The 14,800-nt window shown below is 71.9% G+C and carries 14 protein-coding genes and 1 pseudogene; 6 read left to right on the top strand and 9 right to left on the bottom strand.

All coding sequences use genetic code 11. From position 1 onward, the window contains the following. Together AB0P06_RS26180 and AB0P06_RS26185 are read left to right on the top strand one after the other, a co-directional pair. A pseudogene (locus tag AB0P06_RS26180) lies at positions 1–843 on the top strand (ubiquinol-cytochrome c reductase cytochrome b subunit); the annotation flags it as partial. Between the two features lie 101 nt (positions 844–944). Further along, complete coding sequence (locus tag AB0P06_RS26185) at positions 945–1,325, top strand: GntR family transcriptional regulator (RefSeq protein WP_363611366.1); 381 nt, start codon at positions 945–947, stop codon at positions 1,323–1,325. Positions 1,326–1,402: 77 nt separating this feature from the next. Here the strand turns inward: AB0P06_RS26185 and AB0P06_RS26190 are convergent, their stop codons facing one another. The 4 genes from AB0P06_RS26190 to coxB form a co-directional block, all read right to left on the bottom strand. Further along, positions 1,403–2,662: an Ig-like domain-containing protein gene (locus AB0P06_RS26190; protein WP_363611368.1), complete on the bottom strand. Its 1,260-nt coding sequence runs from the start codon at positions 2,660–2,662 to the stop codon at positions 1,403–1,405. Between the two features lie 170 nt (positions 2,663–2,832). Continuing rightward, positions 2,833–3,252 (bottom strand): cytochrome c oxidase subunit 4, encoded by a 420-nt coding sequence (locus tag AB0P06_RS26195; protein WP_363611371.1) that lies wholly within the window; start codon positions 3,250–3,252, stop codon positions 2,833–2,835. Continuing rightward, positions 3,252–4,937, bottom strand: coding sequence for a cytochrome c oxidase subunit I (gene ctaD, locus AB0P06_RS26200; RefSeq protein WP_363611481.1), 1,686 nt, complete (start codon positions 4,935–4,937; stop codon positions 3,252–3,254). The genes AB0P06_RS26195 and ctaD overlap by 1 nt, the downstream gene beginning before the upstream one ends. Before the next feature lie 86 nt (positions 4,938–5,023). Continuing rightward, on the bottom strand, positions 5,024–5,878 hold the full coding sequence (coxB, locus tag AB0P06_RS26205) for a cytochrome c oxidase subunit II (RefSeq protein ID WP_363611373.1): 855 nt from the start codon (positions 5,876–5,878) through the stop codon (positions 5,024–5,026). Between the two features lie 338 nt (positions 5,879–6,216). Between coxB and AB0P06_RS26210 the strand changes: the two genes are divergently transcribed. Beyond that, positions 6,217–7,686, top strand: a complete 1,470-nt coding sequence (locus AB0P06_RS26210) for an aminotransferase class V-fold PLP-dependent enzyme (RefSeq protein ID WP_363611375.1) — start codon at positions 6,217–6,219, stop codon at positions 7,684–7,686. Here the strand turns inward: AB0P06_RS26210 and AB0P06_RS26215 are convergent. Beyond that, positions 7,679–8,656, bottom strand: coding sequence for a carbohydrate kinase family protein (locus tag AB0P06_RS26215; protein ID WP_363611377.1), 978 nt, complete (start codon positions 8,654–8,656; stop codon positions 7,679–7,681). The two genes, AB0P06_RS26210 and AB0P06_RS26215, sit on opposite strands and share 8 nt — an antisense overlap. A gap of 246 nt (positions 8,657–8,902) precedes the next feature. Between AB0P06_RS26215 and AB0P06_RS26220 the strand changes: the two genes are divergently transcribed. Both AB0P06_RS26220 and AB0P06_RS26225 read left to right on the top strand, forming a co-directional pair. Continuing rightward, positions 8,903–9,121 (top strand): hypothetical protein, encoded by a 219-nt coding sequence (locus AB0P06_RS26220; RefSeq protein WP_363611379.1) that lies wholly within the window; start codon positions 8,903–8,905, stop codon positions 9,119–9,121. A 127-nt stretch (positions 9,122–9,248) separates the two neighbouring features. After that, positions 9,249–9,941, top strand: coding sequence for a hypothetical protein (locus AB0P06_RS26225; protein WP_363611381.1), 693 nt, complete (start codon positions 9,249–9,251; stop codon positions 9,939–9,941). Positions 9,942–10,017: 76 nt separating this feature from the next. Here the strand turns inward: AB0P06_RS26225 and erpA are convergent, their stop codons facing one another. Further along, entirely contained in the window at positions 10,018–10,371 is a 354-nt protein-coding gene (erpA, locus tag AB0P06_RS26230; protein WP_030391519.1) for an iron-sulfur cluster insertion protein ErpA, read from the bottom strand. 243 nt (positions 10,372–10,614) lie between these two features. Here erpA and AB0P06_RS26235 point away from each other — a divergent pair, with 243 nt between their 5' ends. Further along, entirely contained in the window at positions 10,615–11,487 is an 873-nt protein-coding gene (locus tag AB0P06_RS26235; protein WP_363611383.1) for a GNAT family N-acetyltransferase, read from the top strand. A gap of 99 nt (positions 11,488–11,586) precedes the next feature. Here the strand turns inward: AB0P06_RS26235 and AB0P06_RS26240 are convergent, their stop codons facing one another. The 3 genes from AB0P06_RS26240 to AB0P06_RS26250 all read right to left on the bottom strand — a co-directional run bounded on the left by AB0P06_RS26240 (position 11,587) and on the right by AB0P06_RS26250 (position 14,692). Continuing rightward, positions 11,587–12,954 carry a pyridoxal-dependent decarboxylase gene (locus AB0P06_RS26240; RefSeq protein WP_363611385.1) on the bottom strand — a complete coding sequence of 456 codons (1,368 nt, stop codon included), beginning with the start codon at positions 12,952–12,954 and terminating at the stop codon, positions 11,587–11,589. Between the two features lie 221 nt (positions 12,955–13,175). Beyond that, the gene (locus tag AB0P06_RS26245) at positions 13,176–13,640 is read right to left on the bottom strand and encodes an Lrp/AsnC family transcriptional regulator (protein WP_363611387.1); all 465 of its coding nucleotides are present in this window, start codon (positions 13,638–13,640) and stop codon (positions 13,176–13,178) included. A 128-nt stretch (positions 13,641–13,768) separates the two neighbouring features. Then, positions 13,769–14,692: an NADP-dependent oxidoreductase gene (locus AB0P06_RS26250; protein WP_363611388.1), complete on the bottom strand. Its 924-nt coding sequence runs from the start codon at positions 14,690–14,692 to the stop codon at positions 13,769–13,771. Positions 14,693–14,800: the final 108 nt, after the last annotated feature.

The raw sequence follows: 14,800 nt of genomic DNA on the forward strand, positions 1-14,800 counted from the left end.
ATGGCCAAGGCCGGCGGCTTCTTCTTCCTCGTCTTCGGCATCATCTCGGCCATCTCCGCGATCGCCACGATCAACCCCATCTGGGCCTACGGCCCGTACCGCCCCGACCACGTCTCCACCGACGCCCAGCCCGACTGGTACATGGGCTTCTCCGAAGGCCTCATCCGCGTCATGCCCGGCTGGGAGATCGGCCTCTGGGGCCACACCCTCAACCTGGGTGTCTTCGTCCCGCTGATGATCTTCCCGCTGGTGCTGGTCTCGATCGCGGTCTACCCGTTCATCGAGGGCTGGATCACCGGCGACAAGCGCGAGCACCACATCCTGGACCGCCCGCGCAACGCGCCCGTCCGCACCGCGCTCGGCGCCGCCTGGATCAGCCTCTACCTGGTCCTCCTGGTCGGTGGTGGCAACGACCTGTTCGCCACCCACCTGCACCTGTCGATCAACGACATCACGTACTTCGTCCGCGTGGGCTTCTTCGTGCTGCCGGTGGTGACCTTCATCATCACCAAGCGCTGGTGCCTCGGCCTCCAGCGCCGGGACAAGGAGAAGGTGCTGCACGGCCGCGAGACCGGCGTCATCAAGCGCCTGCCGCACGGCGAGTTCGTCGAGGTGCACGCGCAGCTGCCGCAGGCCGACCTGCACAAGCTCACCTCGCACGAGCAGCGTGAGCCGTTCGAGCTGCCGGCCGAGACGGACGAGAACGGCGTGGCCCGCAAGGCCGGCATTCTCACCCGCACCCGGGCGAAGCTCTCCCGCGGCTTCTACGGCGAGGGCAGCCAGATCCCCAAGCCCACCGCCGAGGAGCACCACGAGATCACCAGCGGCCACGGCCACCACTGATCCCGTACGCACCCCGCGTCACACCCGAGGGCCGCTGACCAGAGTTCTTCTGGTCGGCGGCCCTCGGGCTTTCCCGTCTCCGCCCATCGTCAGGAGTCCCCGTGCAGCTGTCCGTCGACCCCGCCGCCGCCACTCCCCCGTTCGAGCAGATCCGTGTCCAGATCGCCGAGCAGGCCCGGACCGGCGAGCTGCCGACCGGGCTGCGGCTGCCCACCGTCCGGGCCCTGGCCGAGGAGCTCGGGCTGGCCCCGGGGACGGTGGCCCGTGCCTACCGGGAGCTGGAGGCGGACGGCGTGGTGGAGACCCACGGCCGTCGCGGCACCCTGATCGCCGCCGCCGGTGACACCGCCCACCGGCTGGCCTCGACCGCCGCCGCCGAGTACGCCGAGCGGGCCCACCGGCTCGGGCTGCCGCGGGCGGACGCCCTGGCGGCCGTGGAGACCGCCCTGCGGCTGGCCTACCAGGGACCCGAGGACGTCTGAGGGACCCGCGGGACCTGGGCGGCCCGGAGGGGGTCCAGAGGGGTCTGCGGGGTCCTGAAGGGGCCTGGGCGGCCCCGCTACAGCTCCGGCCGGATCATCCCGGTGGCGGGGGCCTGGGCGGGCGGGAGGGTGGTGCTGACGGGCTGTCCGAGGGCGCTGCGCTTCACCCACTCGTCCCAGGAGACGTTCCAGTCCCCGAAGCCGTTGCCGAACGGCTCCATGCCGGTGCCGCGGCTGTTGACCACCGTGACGAGGTCGCCCACCCGGGTGTTCTGGTAGAACCACTTGGCGTTCTCGGTGCTCATGCCGGTACAGCCGTGGCTGACGTTCTCCAGGCCCTGCGAGCCCACGGACCAGGGCGCGGCGTGCACGTACTCCCCGCTCCAGGTCACCCGGGTGGCCCACTCCACGTTGAGGTCGTACGCCTCGGAGCTGCCGGCCGCTATCCCGATCGTCTCGCCGTTCATCCGTACCACGCGCTCCTGGCCCAGCACGACCTTGATGCCGTTGCGAGTGTCGAAGCCGGGCTTGCCGGTGGTCACCGGCACGGTCCGGACCCGCTCGCCGCCGCGCATCAGGGTGAGTTCGTGGGCCGCCGCGTCGATCACCGACTCCACCCGCTCCCCGATCCGCAGGGTCAGGGAGCTGCGGTCGCCGCCGTAGAGGCCGTCCGAGATCCGGCTGCCGGTGCCCTCGAAGGCCAGGCCGACGGCGGTGCCGACCGGCCAGTAGTTCTCCGGCCGGAAGTGCAGCTCCTTGTCGTTCACCCAGTACCAGCCACCGGTGACGGCGGGCTGGGAGGTGACGGTCAGGGCCCGCTCGACCTCCTGGCGGGCCTGCGGCTCCTTCACCGCCTCGGAGAGCTGGACGGTGAGCGGCTGGCCCACTCCGTAGACACCGCTGCCGGAGGAGTCCGGGCCGAGCTTGGCGGTGAGCAGGCGCTGCCCGGCCAGCGTGGTGAAGCCGGCGGTGGTCTCGCCGCGCCCGCCCTTGCCGTCGTCGGCGGCGATCCTGACGGTGTAGGCGGCGGCCGCCTTCAGCCGGCCGGTGGTCTGCCAGCTGCGCTGGTCCTCGGCCAGCCGGCCGGCCACCACCCGGCCGTCCGGGCCGACCACGGTGACGTCGGTCAGGCGGCTGCCGCGGACCGCGGTCACGGTGACGGGCTGGGCCGGGTCCACCGTGCGGTCGGCCGAGAGGCGCACCAGCGGCGCCGCGTCGACCTTGTGGAGCGGGCCGGCGGCGCCCCGGCCGCCGGACGTGCAGGCGGCCAGTGGGGTCAGTACTGCGAGCGCCAGCGAGATGCTGCCGATACCTGCGATTCCGCGCCTGCCGGCCATGACCGCCTCCGTAGGGGTCGCACGATTGAGTCAGATCGTAGGAAGGGTCGGGGCGGAAGCGACATCGGAGCGCCGTTCCATTGGGCCGGCGGAGTGAGGCCGTCACTCCGGGGACGCAACAGGGCCGGGCATCCCGTGCGGGATACCCGGCCCTGTGCGAGAGAGACCCGTTACTGGTTCTGGTTCTCGCCCCGGTAGAACTCGAAGACCCAGCCGTACAGGCCGATCAGGATCACCGGAATCGACCAGAACATCAGCCACCAGCCGAAGACCACACCGAGGAAGGCGAGCGCACCGCCGACCGCGAGCGAGAGCGGCTGCCAGCTGTGCGGGGCGAAGAAGCCCAGCTCGCCGGAGTCGTCCGCGACCTCGGCCTCGGGGTTGTCACCCGCGCCGCTGTCCACCCGGCGGGCGGTGAAGGCGAGGTAGTACCCGATGAAGGCGCTCAGTGCGAAGGAGAGGAACAGCGCGGTGGTACCGGCAGCCTCGACGCCGTGCTCGGAGGAGTTGCTGGTCCACAGGCCGTAGGTGATCGCCATCGCGAGCATGAAGACCGACAGGCCAAGGAAGATCTTTCCCTGTTCCTTCATCAGGCGTCGCCTTCCTTCTTGCCCTTGCCCAGCTGCGGGTTGTCGTACTTCACCGGGGTGACACCGGCGAAGTGCTTGGCCGGCTCACCGTGGTTCTCCAGGTAGTCCAGCGCGGCGATCTCCGGGTGGTGGAGGTCGAAGGCCGGGGATTCGGAGCGGATCCGGGGCAGGGTGACGAAGTTGTGCCGCGGCGGCGGGCAGGAGGTCGCCCACTCCAGCGAGCGGCCGTAGCCCCACGGGTCGTCGACCTCGATCTTCTCGCCGTACTTGGCGGTCTTCCAGACGTTGTACAGGAACGGCAGGATCGACAGGCCGAGCAGGAACGAGCCGATGGTCGAGACGGTGTTCAGGGTGGTGAAACCGTCGGCGGCCAGGTAGTCGGCGTAGCGGCGGGGCATGCCCTCGGCGCCGAGCCAGTGCTGCACCAGGAAGGTGGAGTGGAAGCCGAAGAACAGCGTCCAGAAGGTGATCTTGCCGAGGCGCTCGTCCAGCATCTTGCCGGTCATCTTCGGCCACCAGAAGTGGAAGCCGGCGAACATCGCGAAGACGACGGTGCCGAAGACCACGTAGTGGAAGTGGGCGACGACGAAGTACGAGTCCGAGACGTGGAAGTCGATCGGCGGGGAGGCGAGCAGAACGCCCGTCAGACCGCCGAAGAGGAAGGTGACCAGGAAGCCGACCGTCCAGAGCATCGGCGTCTCGAAGCTCAGCGAGCCCTTCCACATGGTGCCGACCCAGTTGAAGAACTTCACACCGGTCGGGACCGCGATCAGGAAGGTCATGAAGGAGAAGAACGGCAACAGCACTTGGCCGGTGACGTACATGTGGTGCGCCCACACCGTCACGGACAGACCGGCGATCGCGATGGTGGCCGCGATCAGGCCGGAGTAGCCGAACATCGGCTTGCGGCTGAAGACCGGGATGATCTCGGACACGATGCCGAAGAACGGCAGCGCGATGATGTACACCTCGGGGTGGCCGAAGAACCAGAAGAGGTGTTGCCAGAGCAGCGCCCCGCCGTTGGCCGGATCGAAGACGTGTGCCCCGAACTTTCGGTCCGCCTCCAGGGCGAACAGCGCGGCGGCCAGGACCGGGAAGGCCAGCAGGATCAGCACGGCGGTCAGCAGGACGTTCCAGACGAAGATCGACATCCGGAACATCGTCATGCCGGGCGCGCGCATGCAGATGATCGTGGTGATGAAGTTGACCGCACCGAGGATCGTGCCGAAGCCGGAGAAGGCCAGACCCATGATCCACATGTCGGCGCCGACGCCCGGCGAGCGGACCGCGTCCGACAGCGGGGAGTAGGCGAACCATCCGAAGTCGGCCGCACCCTGCGGGGTGACGAAGCCGGCCACCGCGATGGTCGAGCCGAACAGGTACAGCCAGTAGGCGAACATGTTCAGACGCGGGAACGCCACGTCCGGGGCGCCGATCTGGAGCGGCATGATCCAGTTCGCGAAGCCGGCGAAGAGCGGCGTCGCGAACATCAGCAGCATGATCGTGCCGTGCATCGTGAACGCCTGGTTGAACTGCTCGTTCGACAGGATCTGGGTCCCGGGACGAGCCAGCTCGGCGCGCATGACCAGGGCGAGGATGCCACCGATCAGGAAGAAGGCGAACGACGTGCCCAGGTAGAGGGTGCCGATCGTCTTGTGGTCAGTGGTCGTCAGCCACTTGATGATGGTCGAACCCGGCTTCCGGGTCCGCTGCGCCCCGACCGTGACGGCCCCGGCGCCCCCGCCGGCCGCGGCGGGCTCGTTGAGGATGGTCACTTCTCTTCACTTCCCATGGTCGTGATGCCGGAGGGCACCGCGCCGGTCTGACCCTTGGCCCGGAGGTCCGCCAGGTGCTTGTCGTACTCGGCGCGGTCGACGACCTTGACGTTGAACAGCATGCGCGAGTGGTCGACGCCGCAGAGCTCGGCGCACTTGCCCATGTACTCGCCCTTGACGGTCGGGGTGACCTCGAACTTGTTCACCACGCCCGGGACGACATCCATCTTCATCATGAAGCTGATGGGCCAGAAGTCGTGGATGACGTCCCGCGAGGTGAGGCGGAACTGCACCGTCTCGTCGACCGGCAGGTACAGGGTCGGCACCTCCTTGGGGGTGCCCACGTCGTACGCGGCGTCCTTGTTGGCCGGGTCGGGGGTCTCGGTGTTCTCGTAGTTGAACGCCCAGCTCCACTGGAAGCCCACCACGTTGACGGTGTGCTGCGGCTTCTCGGAGACGGCGATCAGCTTCGTCTCGTCGCGGGCGACGAAGTAGAAGAGAACCGACACGATGATGATGGGGACCGCGGTGTAGAGCGCCTCGATGGGCACGTTGTACCGGGTCTGCGGGGGGACCTGCACACCGGTGCGGCTGCGCCGGTGGAAGATCACGCTCCAGATGATCAGACCCCACATCAGTACGCCGACCACCAGCGCCGCGATCCAGGAACCCTGCCACATCTGGAGGACCATCGGTCCTTCCTTGGTGACGGGGCTCGGGAGGCCAAGCCTGGGGAGGTCGTTGGCCGAGCAGCCGGTGGCGGTCGCGATGACGAGGCCCAGTGCCAGCGCCTGAGGCAGCTTCCGCCGCATCGTGCGCCGCGGCGAGCGGTCGGAGCCGTTGGGACTCACGTAGCGCCTTCCCGAAGTCTCGCCCGCCTTCGCGTCGCCCCGCGGAGGTTTGTGAGCCTCCCCGGCGACCCGTCCACGGGCACGGTTTGAATGCTTATGCGGGCCAAACCCTACTCCAGCCTTATGCGCTGCTGACGGGCAGGTCCCGGTAACGCGCCGCCCGGCCACCCGATCAGGCCCCGCAAGGGCTGCGTCGCAGGTCATCGTAGGCATTAGGGGTCCGTACGCCCGATCGGGGGATGACCTCGGACAACGCGGGTGACGGTCCGTCGGAAGCGGACGAATCGGGCATTCGGGGTGATCGACTGACGGCCGTTAAGCGGCGGTGGGAGGCCGGAATGCGTTCGGGTGTGTCGTTAAATGTGACCGTGTACTTCGATGTGGCTTCCACCGCGCCGCTCCACCCCGTCGCGCGGCAGGCGTTGACCGCCGCTCTGGACGAGGGGTGGGCCGATCCGGCCCGGCTGTACCGGTCCGGGCGGCAGGCCCGGATGCTGCTGGACGCGGCCCGCGAGACGGTGGCCGGGGTGCTGGGCACCCGGGCCGACGAGATCGCGTTCACGACGAGCGGGACGCAGGCGGTGCACCTGGGCATGCTGGGCGCGCTGGCCGGGAACCGGCGGCGCGGCGGGCACCTGGTGCACTCGGCCGTGGAGCACTCCAGCGTGCTGCACACCGCCGAGCGATGGGCGCACCTCCAGCCTCCGGCCGGGGCGGCCGGCGGCCCGGTCTCGGTCGTCCCGGTGGACCGGTTCGGGCGGGTCTCGCCCGAGGGGTTCGCGGCGGCGCTGCGGCCGGACACCGCACTCGCCGTGCTGCAGTCCGCCAACCACGAGGTGGGGACGGTCCAGCCGGTGGCCGAGGCGGCCGAGGCCTGCGGGGACGTGCCGCTGCTGGTGGACGCCGCGCAGAGTGCCGGAAGGGTGGACGTCCCGGGCGGCTGGTCGCTGCTGACGGCCAGTGCGCACAAGTGGGGAGGCCCGGCCGGGGTCGGTGTGCTGGCCGTGCGCAAGGGCGTCCGGTACGTCTCGCCGCTGCCGGCCGACGAACGCGAGGGCGGCCGGGTGCCCGGCTACGTCAACGTGCCGGCGATCGTGGCCGCGGCGGCCTCGCTGCGGGCGGTACGGGCCGAGGCGGAGCGGGAGAACGCCCGGCTGCACACCCTGGTCGAGCGGATCCGGGCCCGGGTGCCGCAGCTGGTGCCGGAGGTCGAGGTGGTCGGCGACCCGGTGCGGCGGCTGCCGCACATCGTCACCTTCTCCTGCCTGTACGTGGACGGCGAGGTGCTGCTGACCGAGCTGGACCGGGCCGGCTTCGCCGTCTCCTCCGGTTCGTCCTGCACCTCCTCCACCCTGACGCCGAGCCATGTGCTGGCCGCGATGGGCGTCCTCACCGAGGGCAACGTCCGGGTCTCGCTGCCGTTCGGGGCGGCGGAGGCGGACGTCGAGCGCTTCCTGGCCGTCCTGCCCGGCCTGGTGGCCGGCGTCCGTGCCCCGCTCGGGCTGGACCTGCCGGCCCCGGCGGAGGCAGTGACGGCAGTGACGGCAGTGCAACCGGAGGCGAGTGGGCAGGTCACTCTTATCAACGCCCTGGGCAAGCGCTGTCCTCTGCCCGTGATCGAGCTGGCGAAGCGGATCGGCGAGGTGCCGGTGGGCGGGACGGTCGCGGTGCTGGCGGACGACGAGGCGGCGCGGCTGGACATCCCGGCCTGGTGCGAGATGCGCGGGCAGGAGTACGCGGGCGAGGCCCCGGCCGCCGACTACGGCGGCGACCGGGGCTCGGCCTACCTGGTCCGGCGCACTACTTGAGCAGGTGCGCCCGGATGTCGGCGGTCGCCTCCGGACCGTAGGCGCCTTCGAAGCGCTGCAGGAACGCGGTCGGGCGCAGCTCGTACTCCTGGGTGCCGACGGTCTCGATCACCAGGGTGGCGAGCATGCAGCCGAGCTGGGCGGAGCGCTCCAGCTCCAGGTCCCAGGAGAGGCCCGCCAGGAAGCCGGCCCGGAAGGCGTCGCCGACGCCGGTCGGGTCGGTCTTGCTCTCCTCGGGGGCGCAGCCGACCACGATGGGGGCCTCGCCCTTGCGGTCGATCCGGACACCCTTGCTGCCGAGGGTGGTGATGCGGGTGCCGACCCGGGTGAGGATCTCGTCGGCGTCCCAGCCGGTCTTGCTCTCGATCAGCGCGGCCTCGTACTCGTTGGTGAACAGGTACGCGGCGCCGTCGACGATCTCGCGGATGTCGTCGCCCTCCAGGCGGGCCAGCTGCTGGGAGGGGTCGGCGGCGAAGGCGTAGCCGCGGGTACGGCACTCCTGGGTGTGGCGGACCATGCCCTGCGGGTCGTCGGCACCGATCAGCACGAGGTCCAGACCGCCGACCCGGTCGGCGATCGGCTTCAGCTCGATGTTGCGGGCCTCCGCCATGGCTCCGGTGTAGAACGAGGCGATCTGGTTGTGGTCCTCGTCCGTGGTGCACATGAACCGGGCGGTGTGCCGGGTCTCGGAGATGTGGACGGAGGTGCAGTCCACGTTGTTGCGCTCCAGCCAGCTGCGGTACTCGGCGAAGTCCGCGCCGGCCGCGCCGACCAGGATCGGGCGCAGTCCGAGGACGCCCATACCGAAGGCGATGTTCGGCGCGACACCGCCGCGGCGGATGTCGAGGGTGTCGACCAGGAAGGACAGCGACACGGTGTGCAGCTGCTCGGCGACCAGCTGGTCGGCGAACCGGCCGGGGAACGTCATCAGATGGTCGGTAGCGATCGAACCGGCGACGGCGATACGCACGGAAGGTCTCCTCAGGATGGCGGCATGGCCACGGAAAGCGGGCGGCGAACCCACTCACGGTACCGGGCAGAGGGCGGGCGACAGCAAGACCGCCCGAATTGGCACCGGTCGGCTCGAACGGGTACTACCTCCCGGTAGCTCTGGTGGCGGCCCGGCGGTCCGGCCTAGGGTCGCGGCAGGGGCCGGACCGGCCCTTCCAGGTCCGTGGCGGTGCGGCCACGGCACGGTGGATCGGAGCGATGGCCGATGATGCCCAGTCACCACCCCCTGCGGGTCCCTCCCGTCCCGCGGGGCGACGCGGACGGCGAGACGCTCGACGCGCTGGTTGACTCCTCCCGGCAACTGCGGCGGTTCTGGCCACTGCTGGCCACCGGCCCGGAGCCCAGCGCCCCCGCCCACCCGGGCTTCCGCGTCCCGTCCGGGGCGCAGCGTGTGGTCGCCGGGATGGCCGACTACGGGATGTGAGCAGGCCTCGCGAGCGGCTCGGCGCGGGCACGGCGGGCGCGGGGGAACCGGAATCGTCCCGGGCACGTCGGATCCGCGCGGTGCGGCCGTGAAGGCGGCGCCGCTGAGCCCTCGGGAGGAAGTTCAGATGGATCTGGAGACGATGCCCCGGCGCCCCGGCGGTGCGCGTGCCGTCCGTCCGCGCGGACGGCGGATGGTGGCGCTGGCCGGTCTGGTGCTGGCGGCGGCGACCTCGGTGGCCGGGTGCGGCGGGGACAGCCGGGCCGCCTCGGACGCGGCCGCCGGATCGGCGCGGCCGTCGGCGAGCGCCCCGCCCACCGACGGGGCCGTGGCCCCGGCACCGGTGACGACCCCGCCGGCCGATCCCTCGGCGGACGCGCCCGAGCCCCGGCCGACCGGCCCCGCGCCGTCCTCCGTGCCGTCGGCACCGGCGCAGTCCCCGGCGCCCACTCCCCCGGGCAACGGCATCGCGGTCGGCGAGCCGGCGCCGAACGGTCCGGCGACGCACCCGGCGATCACCTACCGGGTGGACGGCGCCCGGCTGACGGTCTGGTTCTACGGCGGGATCTGCGAGAAGTACGCGCTCAAGGCGGACGAGTCCAGGCCCGGGCGGGTGGACGTGCGGGTGACGGTGGCGGCGCCGGTCCCCTCCGGGCAGGTCTGCGCCCAGGTGGCCAAGCGGCAGTCGGTGACCGCCGATCTGAAGCAGCCGCTGGCGGGCCGGGCGGTGACGGACCTCGCGACCGGCGAGGCGGTGCCGCTGGAGGCCGACCCGCACGTCGGCCCGGACCCGGCCGGGCCGGAGACCGGCGGCCGGTAGCGCGGGCCACGGACATGACGAAGGCGGCCCCGGGAGATTCCCGGGGCCGCCTTGGTGTTCACCGCCGAGCCGCTGCTCAGCTGAACGAGTCGCCACAGGCGCAGGACCCGGTGGCGTTCGGGTTGTCGATCGTGAAGCCCTGCTTCTCGATGGTGTCCACGAAGTCGACGGTGGCGCCGCCGAGGTACGGGGCGCTCATCCGGTCGGTGACGACCTTGACACCGTCGAAGTCCTTGAGCACGTCGCCGTCGAGCGAACGCTCGTCGAAGAACAGCTGGTAACGCAGGCCGGAGCAGCCACCGGGCTGGACGGCCACACGCAGTGCGAGGTCGTCGCGGCCCTCCTGCTCCAGCAGGCCCTTGACCTTGGCCGCGGCGGCATCGGTAAGGAGGATGCCACTCTCGACGGTGGTCTCGTCCTGGACGGTCATCTGCTTTCTCCCGGTCTTGACGACGGTCTGCCGCCAGTGCCAACCAGCAGCCGCCCGAATTCATTTCCGGGACGGCGGGTGGATTTCACAGGTCTCTGGCGGCGGAATTTCCGTGGGCCGGGTGTGCTACCCGCTCCCTACGTTCCCCATGCTCGCACAACCGGCGGGGCTCGGTCACCGCCCGAGGTGCCGATCCGGGCGAACGGGCCCCGCGCGCGAGGCCGGGCGGCCAGGATGGTGGGCATGATCCTGCGCCTGGTCCAGGACACCACCGCCGACGCGGAGGCCGTCCAGCACATCGCCCGCGCCTCGTTCGCCTCGCTCGCCGATGCCCCCGACGGCATGCCCGGCGCCCCGCCCTCACCGGTCTACCAGGCGGCCCGGACCAGACATCTGGTGCGCACCGACCCGCAGGGCTGCTGGCTGGCGGAGAGCGGCGGCGAACCGGTCGGCGCGGTGCTGTCGCTGCGGCGCGAGGGGCTGTGGATGCTCGCGCTGTTCGTGGTGCGGCCCGAGGCGCAGGGCAAGGGCGTCGGGCGGTTGCTGCTGGAGCGGGCCGCCGCGTACGGGCGGGGCTGTCTGCGCGGGATGCTCTGCGCTTCGCCGTCCCCCGCGGCCGCCCGCCGCTACCGGCTGGCCGGCTTCACGCTGCACCCGACGATGCGGCTGGCCGGCCGGGTGGACCGGTCCGGGCTGATCGACCCCGGGGACATCCCGGTGCACCGCGGCAACTCCACGCACCGGCATCTGCTGGACTCGGTGGACCGGCGGCTGCGCGGCGCCGCGCACGGACCGGACCACGAGCTGATGCTGGGCCACTTCGAGGAGCTGCTGGTCGCCGACGCGCTGGCCGGCAGCGGCTACTGCTACCGGGACGGCGCCGAGGTGAAGCTGCTGGCCGCGACCTCGAAGCGGATAGCCGTCCGGCTGCTGCGCGAGGCGCTGGCCCGGGTGCCGGACGGGGAGCAGGCCCGGGTGGAGTACCTGACCGCCGAGCAGGAGTGGGCGCTGGACGTCGGCCTGGAGCTGGGGCTCACGCCGCAGACCCGCGGCTATCTGGGCCTGCGCGGGATGCGCCCGCCGGCGCCGTACCTGCCGAACGGCGCCCTGTTGTAGCCGTCGTCCGCGGCCCGGACCCCCGACGCGTGAACCCCCGCCGGGCGGCCCGGCGGGGGTTCACGGAGCGGTCGGCCCGGAGGGGGCGGACCACAGCGGTCAGACCATGGTGTCCAGGATCTCCCGGACCATCTCCATCGTGGTGCCCGGGTGCAGGAAGGCGAAGCGGGCGACCGTCTCGCCGTCCCAGCCGGTGGGGGTGACGAAGCCGACCTGGTCCGCGAGCAGCTGCTGCGACCAGCGGTAGTAGTCGTCGTTGGTCCAGCCCTTGCGGCGGAAGCAGACGGCGGACAGCTGCGGGTCGATCAGCAGCTCCAGGTGTTCGCTGTCACGGATGACCTGGGCGGTGTCCCGGGCCAGCGTGAGGCCGGCCTCGATGGCGTCGGTGTACGCCTGGGTGCCGTGCACGGCGAGGGAGAACCAGAGCGGCAGGCCGCGGGCGCGCCGGGTCAGGTGGTAGGCGTAGTCGGTGGGGTTCCACTCGTCGCCCTCGGTGTGCAGCACGTCCAGGTAGGAGGCGTCCTGGGTGTGCACGGCGCGGGCGAGCTGCGGGTTGCGGTAGATCAGCGCGGCGCAGTCGAACGGGGCGAACAGCCACTTGTGCGGGTCCACCACGAACGAGTCGGCGTGCTCGATGCCGTTGTAGCGCTCGCGGACGGAGGGGGCGAAGAGGCCCGCGCCGCCGTAGGCGCCGTCCACGTGGAACCAGAGGCCGCGCTCGCGGGTGACCTCGGAGAGGCCCTGGAGGTCGTCGACGATGCCCTCGTTGGTGGTGCCGGCGGTGCCGACGACGGCGATCACCGTCTCCGGGTGGGGGTCGGCGGCCAGGGCGGCGCGCAGCGCCTCACCGGTGAAACGGCGGTCGACGGTGGGGACCTTGAACGCCTCGACACCGATGATGTTGAAGGTGTTCTTGACCGAGGAGTGCACCTGGTCGGCGACGGCGATCCGCAGCCGGGTCTCCGGCCCCACGCCCAGGCGGCGGCGGGCGGTGTCGCGGGCGACCACCAGGGCGGAGAGGTTGCCGGCCGAGCCGCCGGAGACGAAGGTGCCGCCGGCCGTGTCCGGCAGGCCGGCCCGGTCGGCGATCAGGCGCAGCACCTGGTTCTCGGCGGCGATGGCGCCGGCCGCCTCCAGCCAGGAGATGCCCTGGAGGGAGGCGCAGGAGACGACCATGTCGAAGAGGAGCGCGGCCTTGGTGGGGGCGCACGGGATGAACGAGAGGTAGCGCGGGCTGTCGGCGGAGATCACCGCGCGGGAGAGCTCGTGGTCGTAGAGCTTCAGCACGTCGGCCGGGCTGTTGCCGTCCGGGTTCAGCAGGCCGGCCAGCTGGGCGCGCAGGTGCTCGCCGTCGCCGGGGTGGTCGAGCGGGACGGGGTCGTACTGCAGCCGCTCCCGCATGTAGTCGAATACCAGGTCGACCAGCTCGTTGTCGGGCCGGTGCATGCGGTCGGGGGCTGCGGACACGGATGTCCCTCTCGGCTGTGGGGTGTCGGGGGAGGTCCGGTCGCGCGGGACGTTCCCACCGCGCCGCCGGACGTGATCAGCGTAGGCAGCCGGGGGCCTTCGCCGCGCGTCGGAACGCGGCTGGTCAGGCAGGTTTCGAGCGTCTTCGCCGACCCTCGCGCAGGTTTCCTGCGCGAGCGGCCGGGCGCCCTTCGCGGGCCGTTCTCCGGGCCGCTGCCCGGTCAGCCGATGAGCTGGGAGAGGACCACCGAGGATCGGCTGCGCTGGACGCCGGGCTCCTTGCGGATGCGCTCGATGACGGCCTCCAGGTGCCGCATGTCGGGGGCGCGCAGGTGTACCAGGGCGTCCGGGTCACCGGTGACCGTCCAGGCGGCGACCACCTCGGGGAACTGGCGCAGGCTGGCGAGGATCTCCTCGGGGGCGGTCCGCTCGCGGCAGTAGACCTCGACGAAGGCCTCGGTCTGCCAGCCGAGCACCGAGGGGTCGAGGACGACGGTGAAGCCGCGGACCACGCCGCGGGCCCGCAGCCGGTCGATCCGGCGGCGGACGGCGGTGGCGGAGAGGTTGACCTGCGCACCGATCTCGGCGTACGAGGCGCGGCCGTCGCTGCCCAGCCGGGCGAGCAGGAGGCGGTCGGTCTCGTCCAGGGCGGCCCCGACCGTCTCGTGCGCTGGGCTGCTGCTCATCGGTGCGGGGCTCCACTGGTCGTACGGGATCGGCGGGGCTGGGGCCGCCGAAACGGTTCGCCACCATTCTGGCGGATGACAGGAGTGAGTCCACCGCTGACAGATGACGGGCCGCGGTACGCCGCCGCTCAGCCCGTCAGGAGAACGATCTTGCCCCGGGTACGGCCCTCGGCGCTGAGCGCCTGGGCGGAGGCGGCCTGGGCGAGCGGGAAGGTCGAGGCGACCGTGACGGTCAGCCGCCCGTCGTCGGCCAGGGCGGCGAGTTCGGCCAGGCCGGCGGCGTCGGGGCGGACCCAGACGTAGCGGCCGCCGCGCGCGACGACGCCGTAGTCGGCGACCGAGGCGATCCTGGCCGGGTCGGCGACCAGGCCGGCCGAGACCTCGACGGCGCCGCCGCCGACCAGGTCGAGGGCCGCGTCCACCCCGCCGGGGGCGAGCGCCCGGACCCGGTCGGCCAGGCCCTCGCCGTGGGCGACCGGCCCGGCGCCGAGCCCGCGCAGATAGTCGTGGTTGCGACCGCCCGCCGTGCCGATCACCCGGGCGCCGAGCGCCCTGGCGATCTGGACGGCCAGGTGGCCGACGCCGCCGGCCGCTGCGTGCACCAGCACGGTGTCGCCCGCCGTGACCCGCAGCGCCTTCAGGCCCTGGAGGGCGGTGAGCCCGGCCAGCGGCAGGCCGCCGCTCTGCGCCCAGTCGAGCGCGGCGGGCCTGCGGGCCAGGGTGCGGACCGGGGCGGCGACCAGCTCGGCGTAGGTGCCGTGCTCGACGGCGTCCTTGCGGATGTAGCCGTAGACCTCGTCGCCGGGGGCGAACTCGGTGACCCCGCCGCCGACCGCGCGGACCACCCCGGCCGCGTCCCAGCCCATCACCAGCGGGAAGTGGACGTCCAGCAGCCCGTCCAGGTGCCCTTCGCGGATCTTCCAGTCCACCGGGTTCACACCGGCCGCCCTGACCTGCACCAGCACCGAGTCGGGCCCGACCTTGGGGTCGGGCAGATCGGTGTACTCGACCACCTCGGGGCCGCCGTAGCGGCTGATCGCGATTGCCTTCATGGCGACAGCCAACGCGATCGGGCCCGGATATCGATTCGGCCACGCCGGGAAGCGTCCGAACCGGCGAGCGGTTCTCGTCACATCGACAGGACGGCCATCGTCAGTCTG

It is taken from the genome of Kitasatospora sp. NPDC088351 (assembly GCF_040685575.1).
Classification (GTDB): Bacteria; Actinomycetota; Actinomycetes; order Streptomycetales; family Streptomycetaceae; genus Kitasatospora.

Coding starts and splice junctions, on each gene's coding strand:
- AB0P06_RS26190 (WP_363611368.1), bottom strand. CDS start 2,662: ATGGCCGGCAGGCGCGGAATCGCAGGTATCGGCAGCATCTCGCTGGCG.
- AB0P06_RS26195 (WP_363611371.1), bottom strand. CDS start 3,252: ATGAAGGAACAGGGAAAGATCTTCCTTGGCCTGTCGGTCTTCATGCTC.
- AB0P06_RS26210 (WP_363611375.1), top strand. CDS start 6,217: ATGCGTTCGGGTGTGTCGTTAAATGTGACCGTGTACTTCGATGTGGCT.
- AB0P06_RS26220 (WP_363611379.1), top strand. CDS start 8,903: ATGATGCCCAGTCACCACCCCCTGCGGGTCCCTCCCGTCCCGCGGGGC.
- AB0P06_RS26225 (WP_363611381.1), top strand. CDS start 9,249: ATGGATCTGGAGACGATGCCCCGGCGCCCCGGCGGTGCGCGTGCCGTC.
- erpA (WP_030391519.1), bottom strand. CDS start 10,371: ATGACCGTCCAGGACGAGACCACCGTCGAGAGTGGCATCCTCCTTACC.
- AB0P06_RS26235 (WP_363611383.1), top strand. CDS start 10,615: ATGATCCTGCGCCTGGTCCAGGACACCACCGCCGACGCGGAGGCCGTC.
- AB0P06_RS26245 (WP_363611387.1), bottom strand. CDS start 13,640: ATGAGCAGCAGCCCAGCGCACGAGACGGTCGGGGCCGCCCTGGACGAG.
- AB0P06_RS26250 (WP_363611388.1), bottom strand. CDS start 14,692: ATGAAGGCAATCGCGATCAGCCGCTACGGCGGCCCCGAGGTGGTCGAG.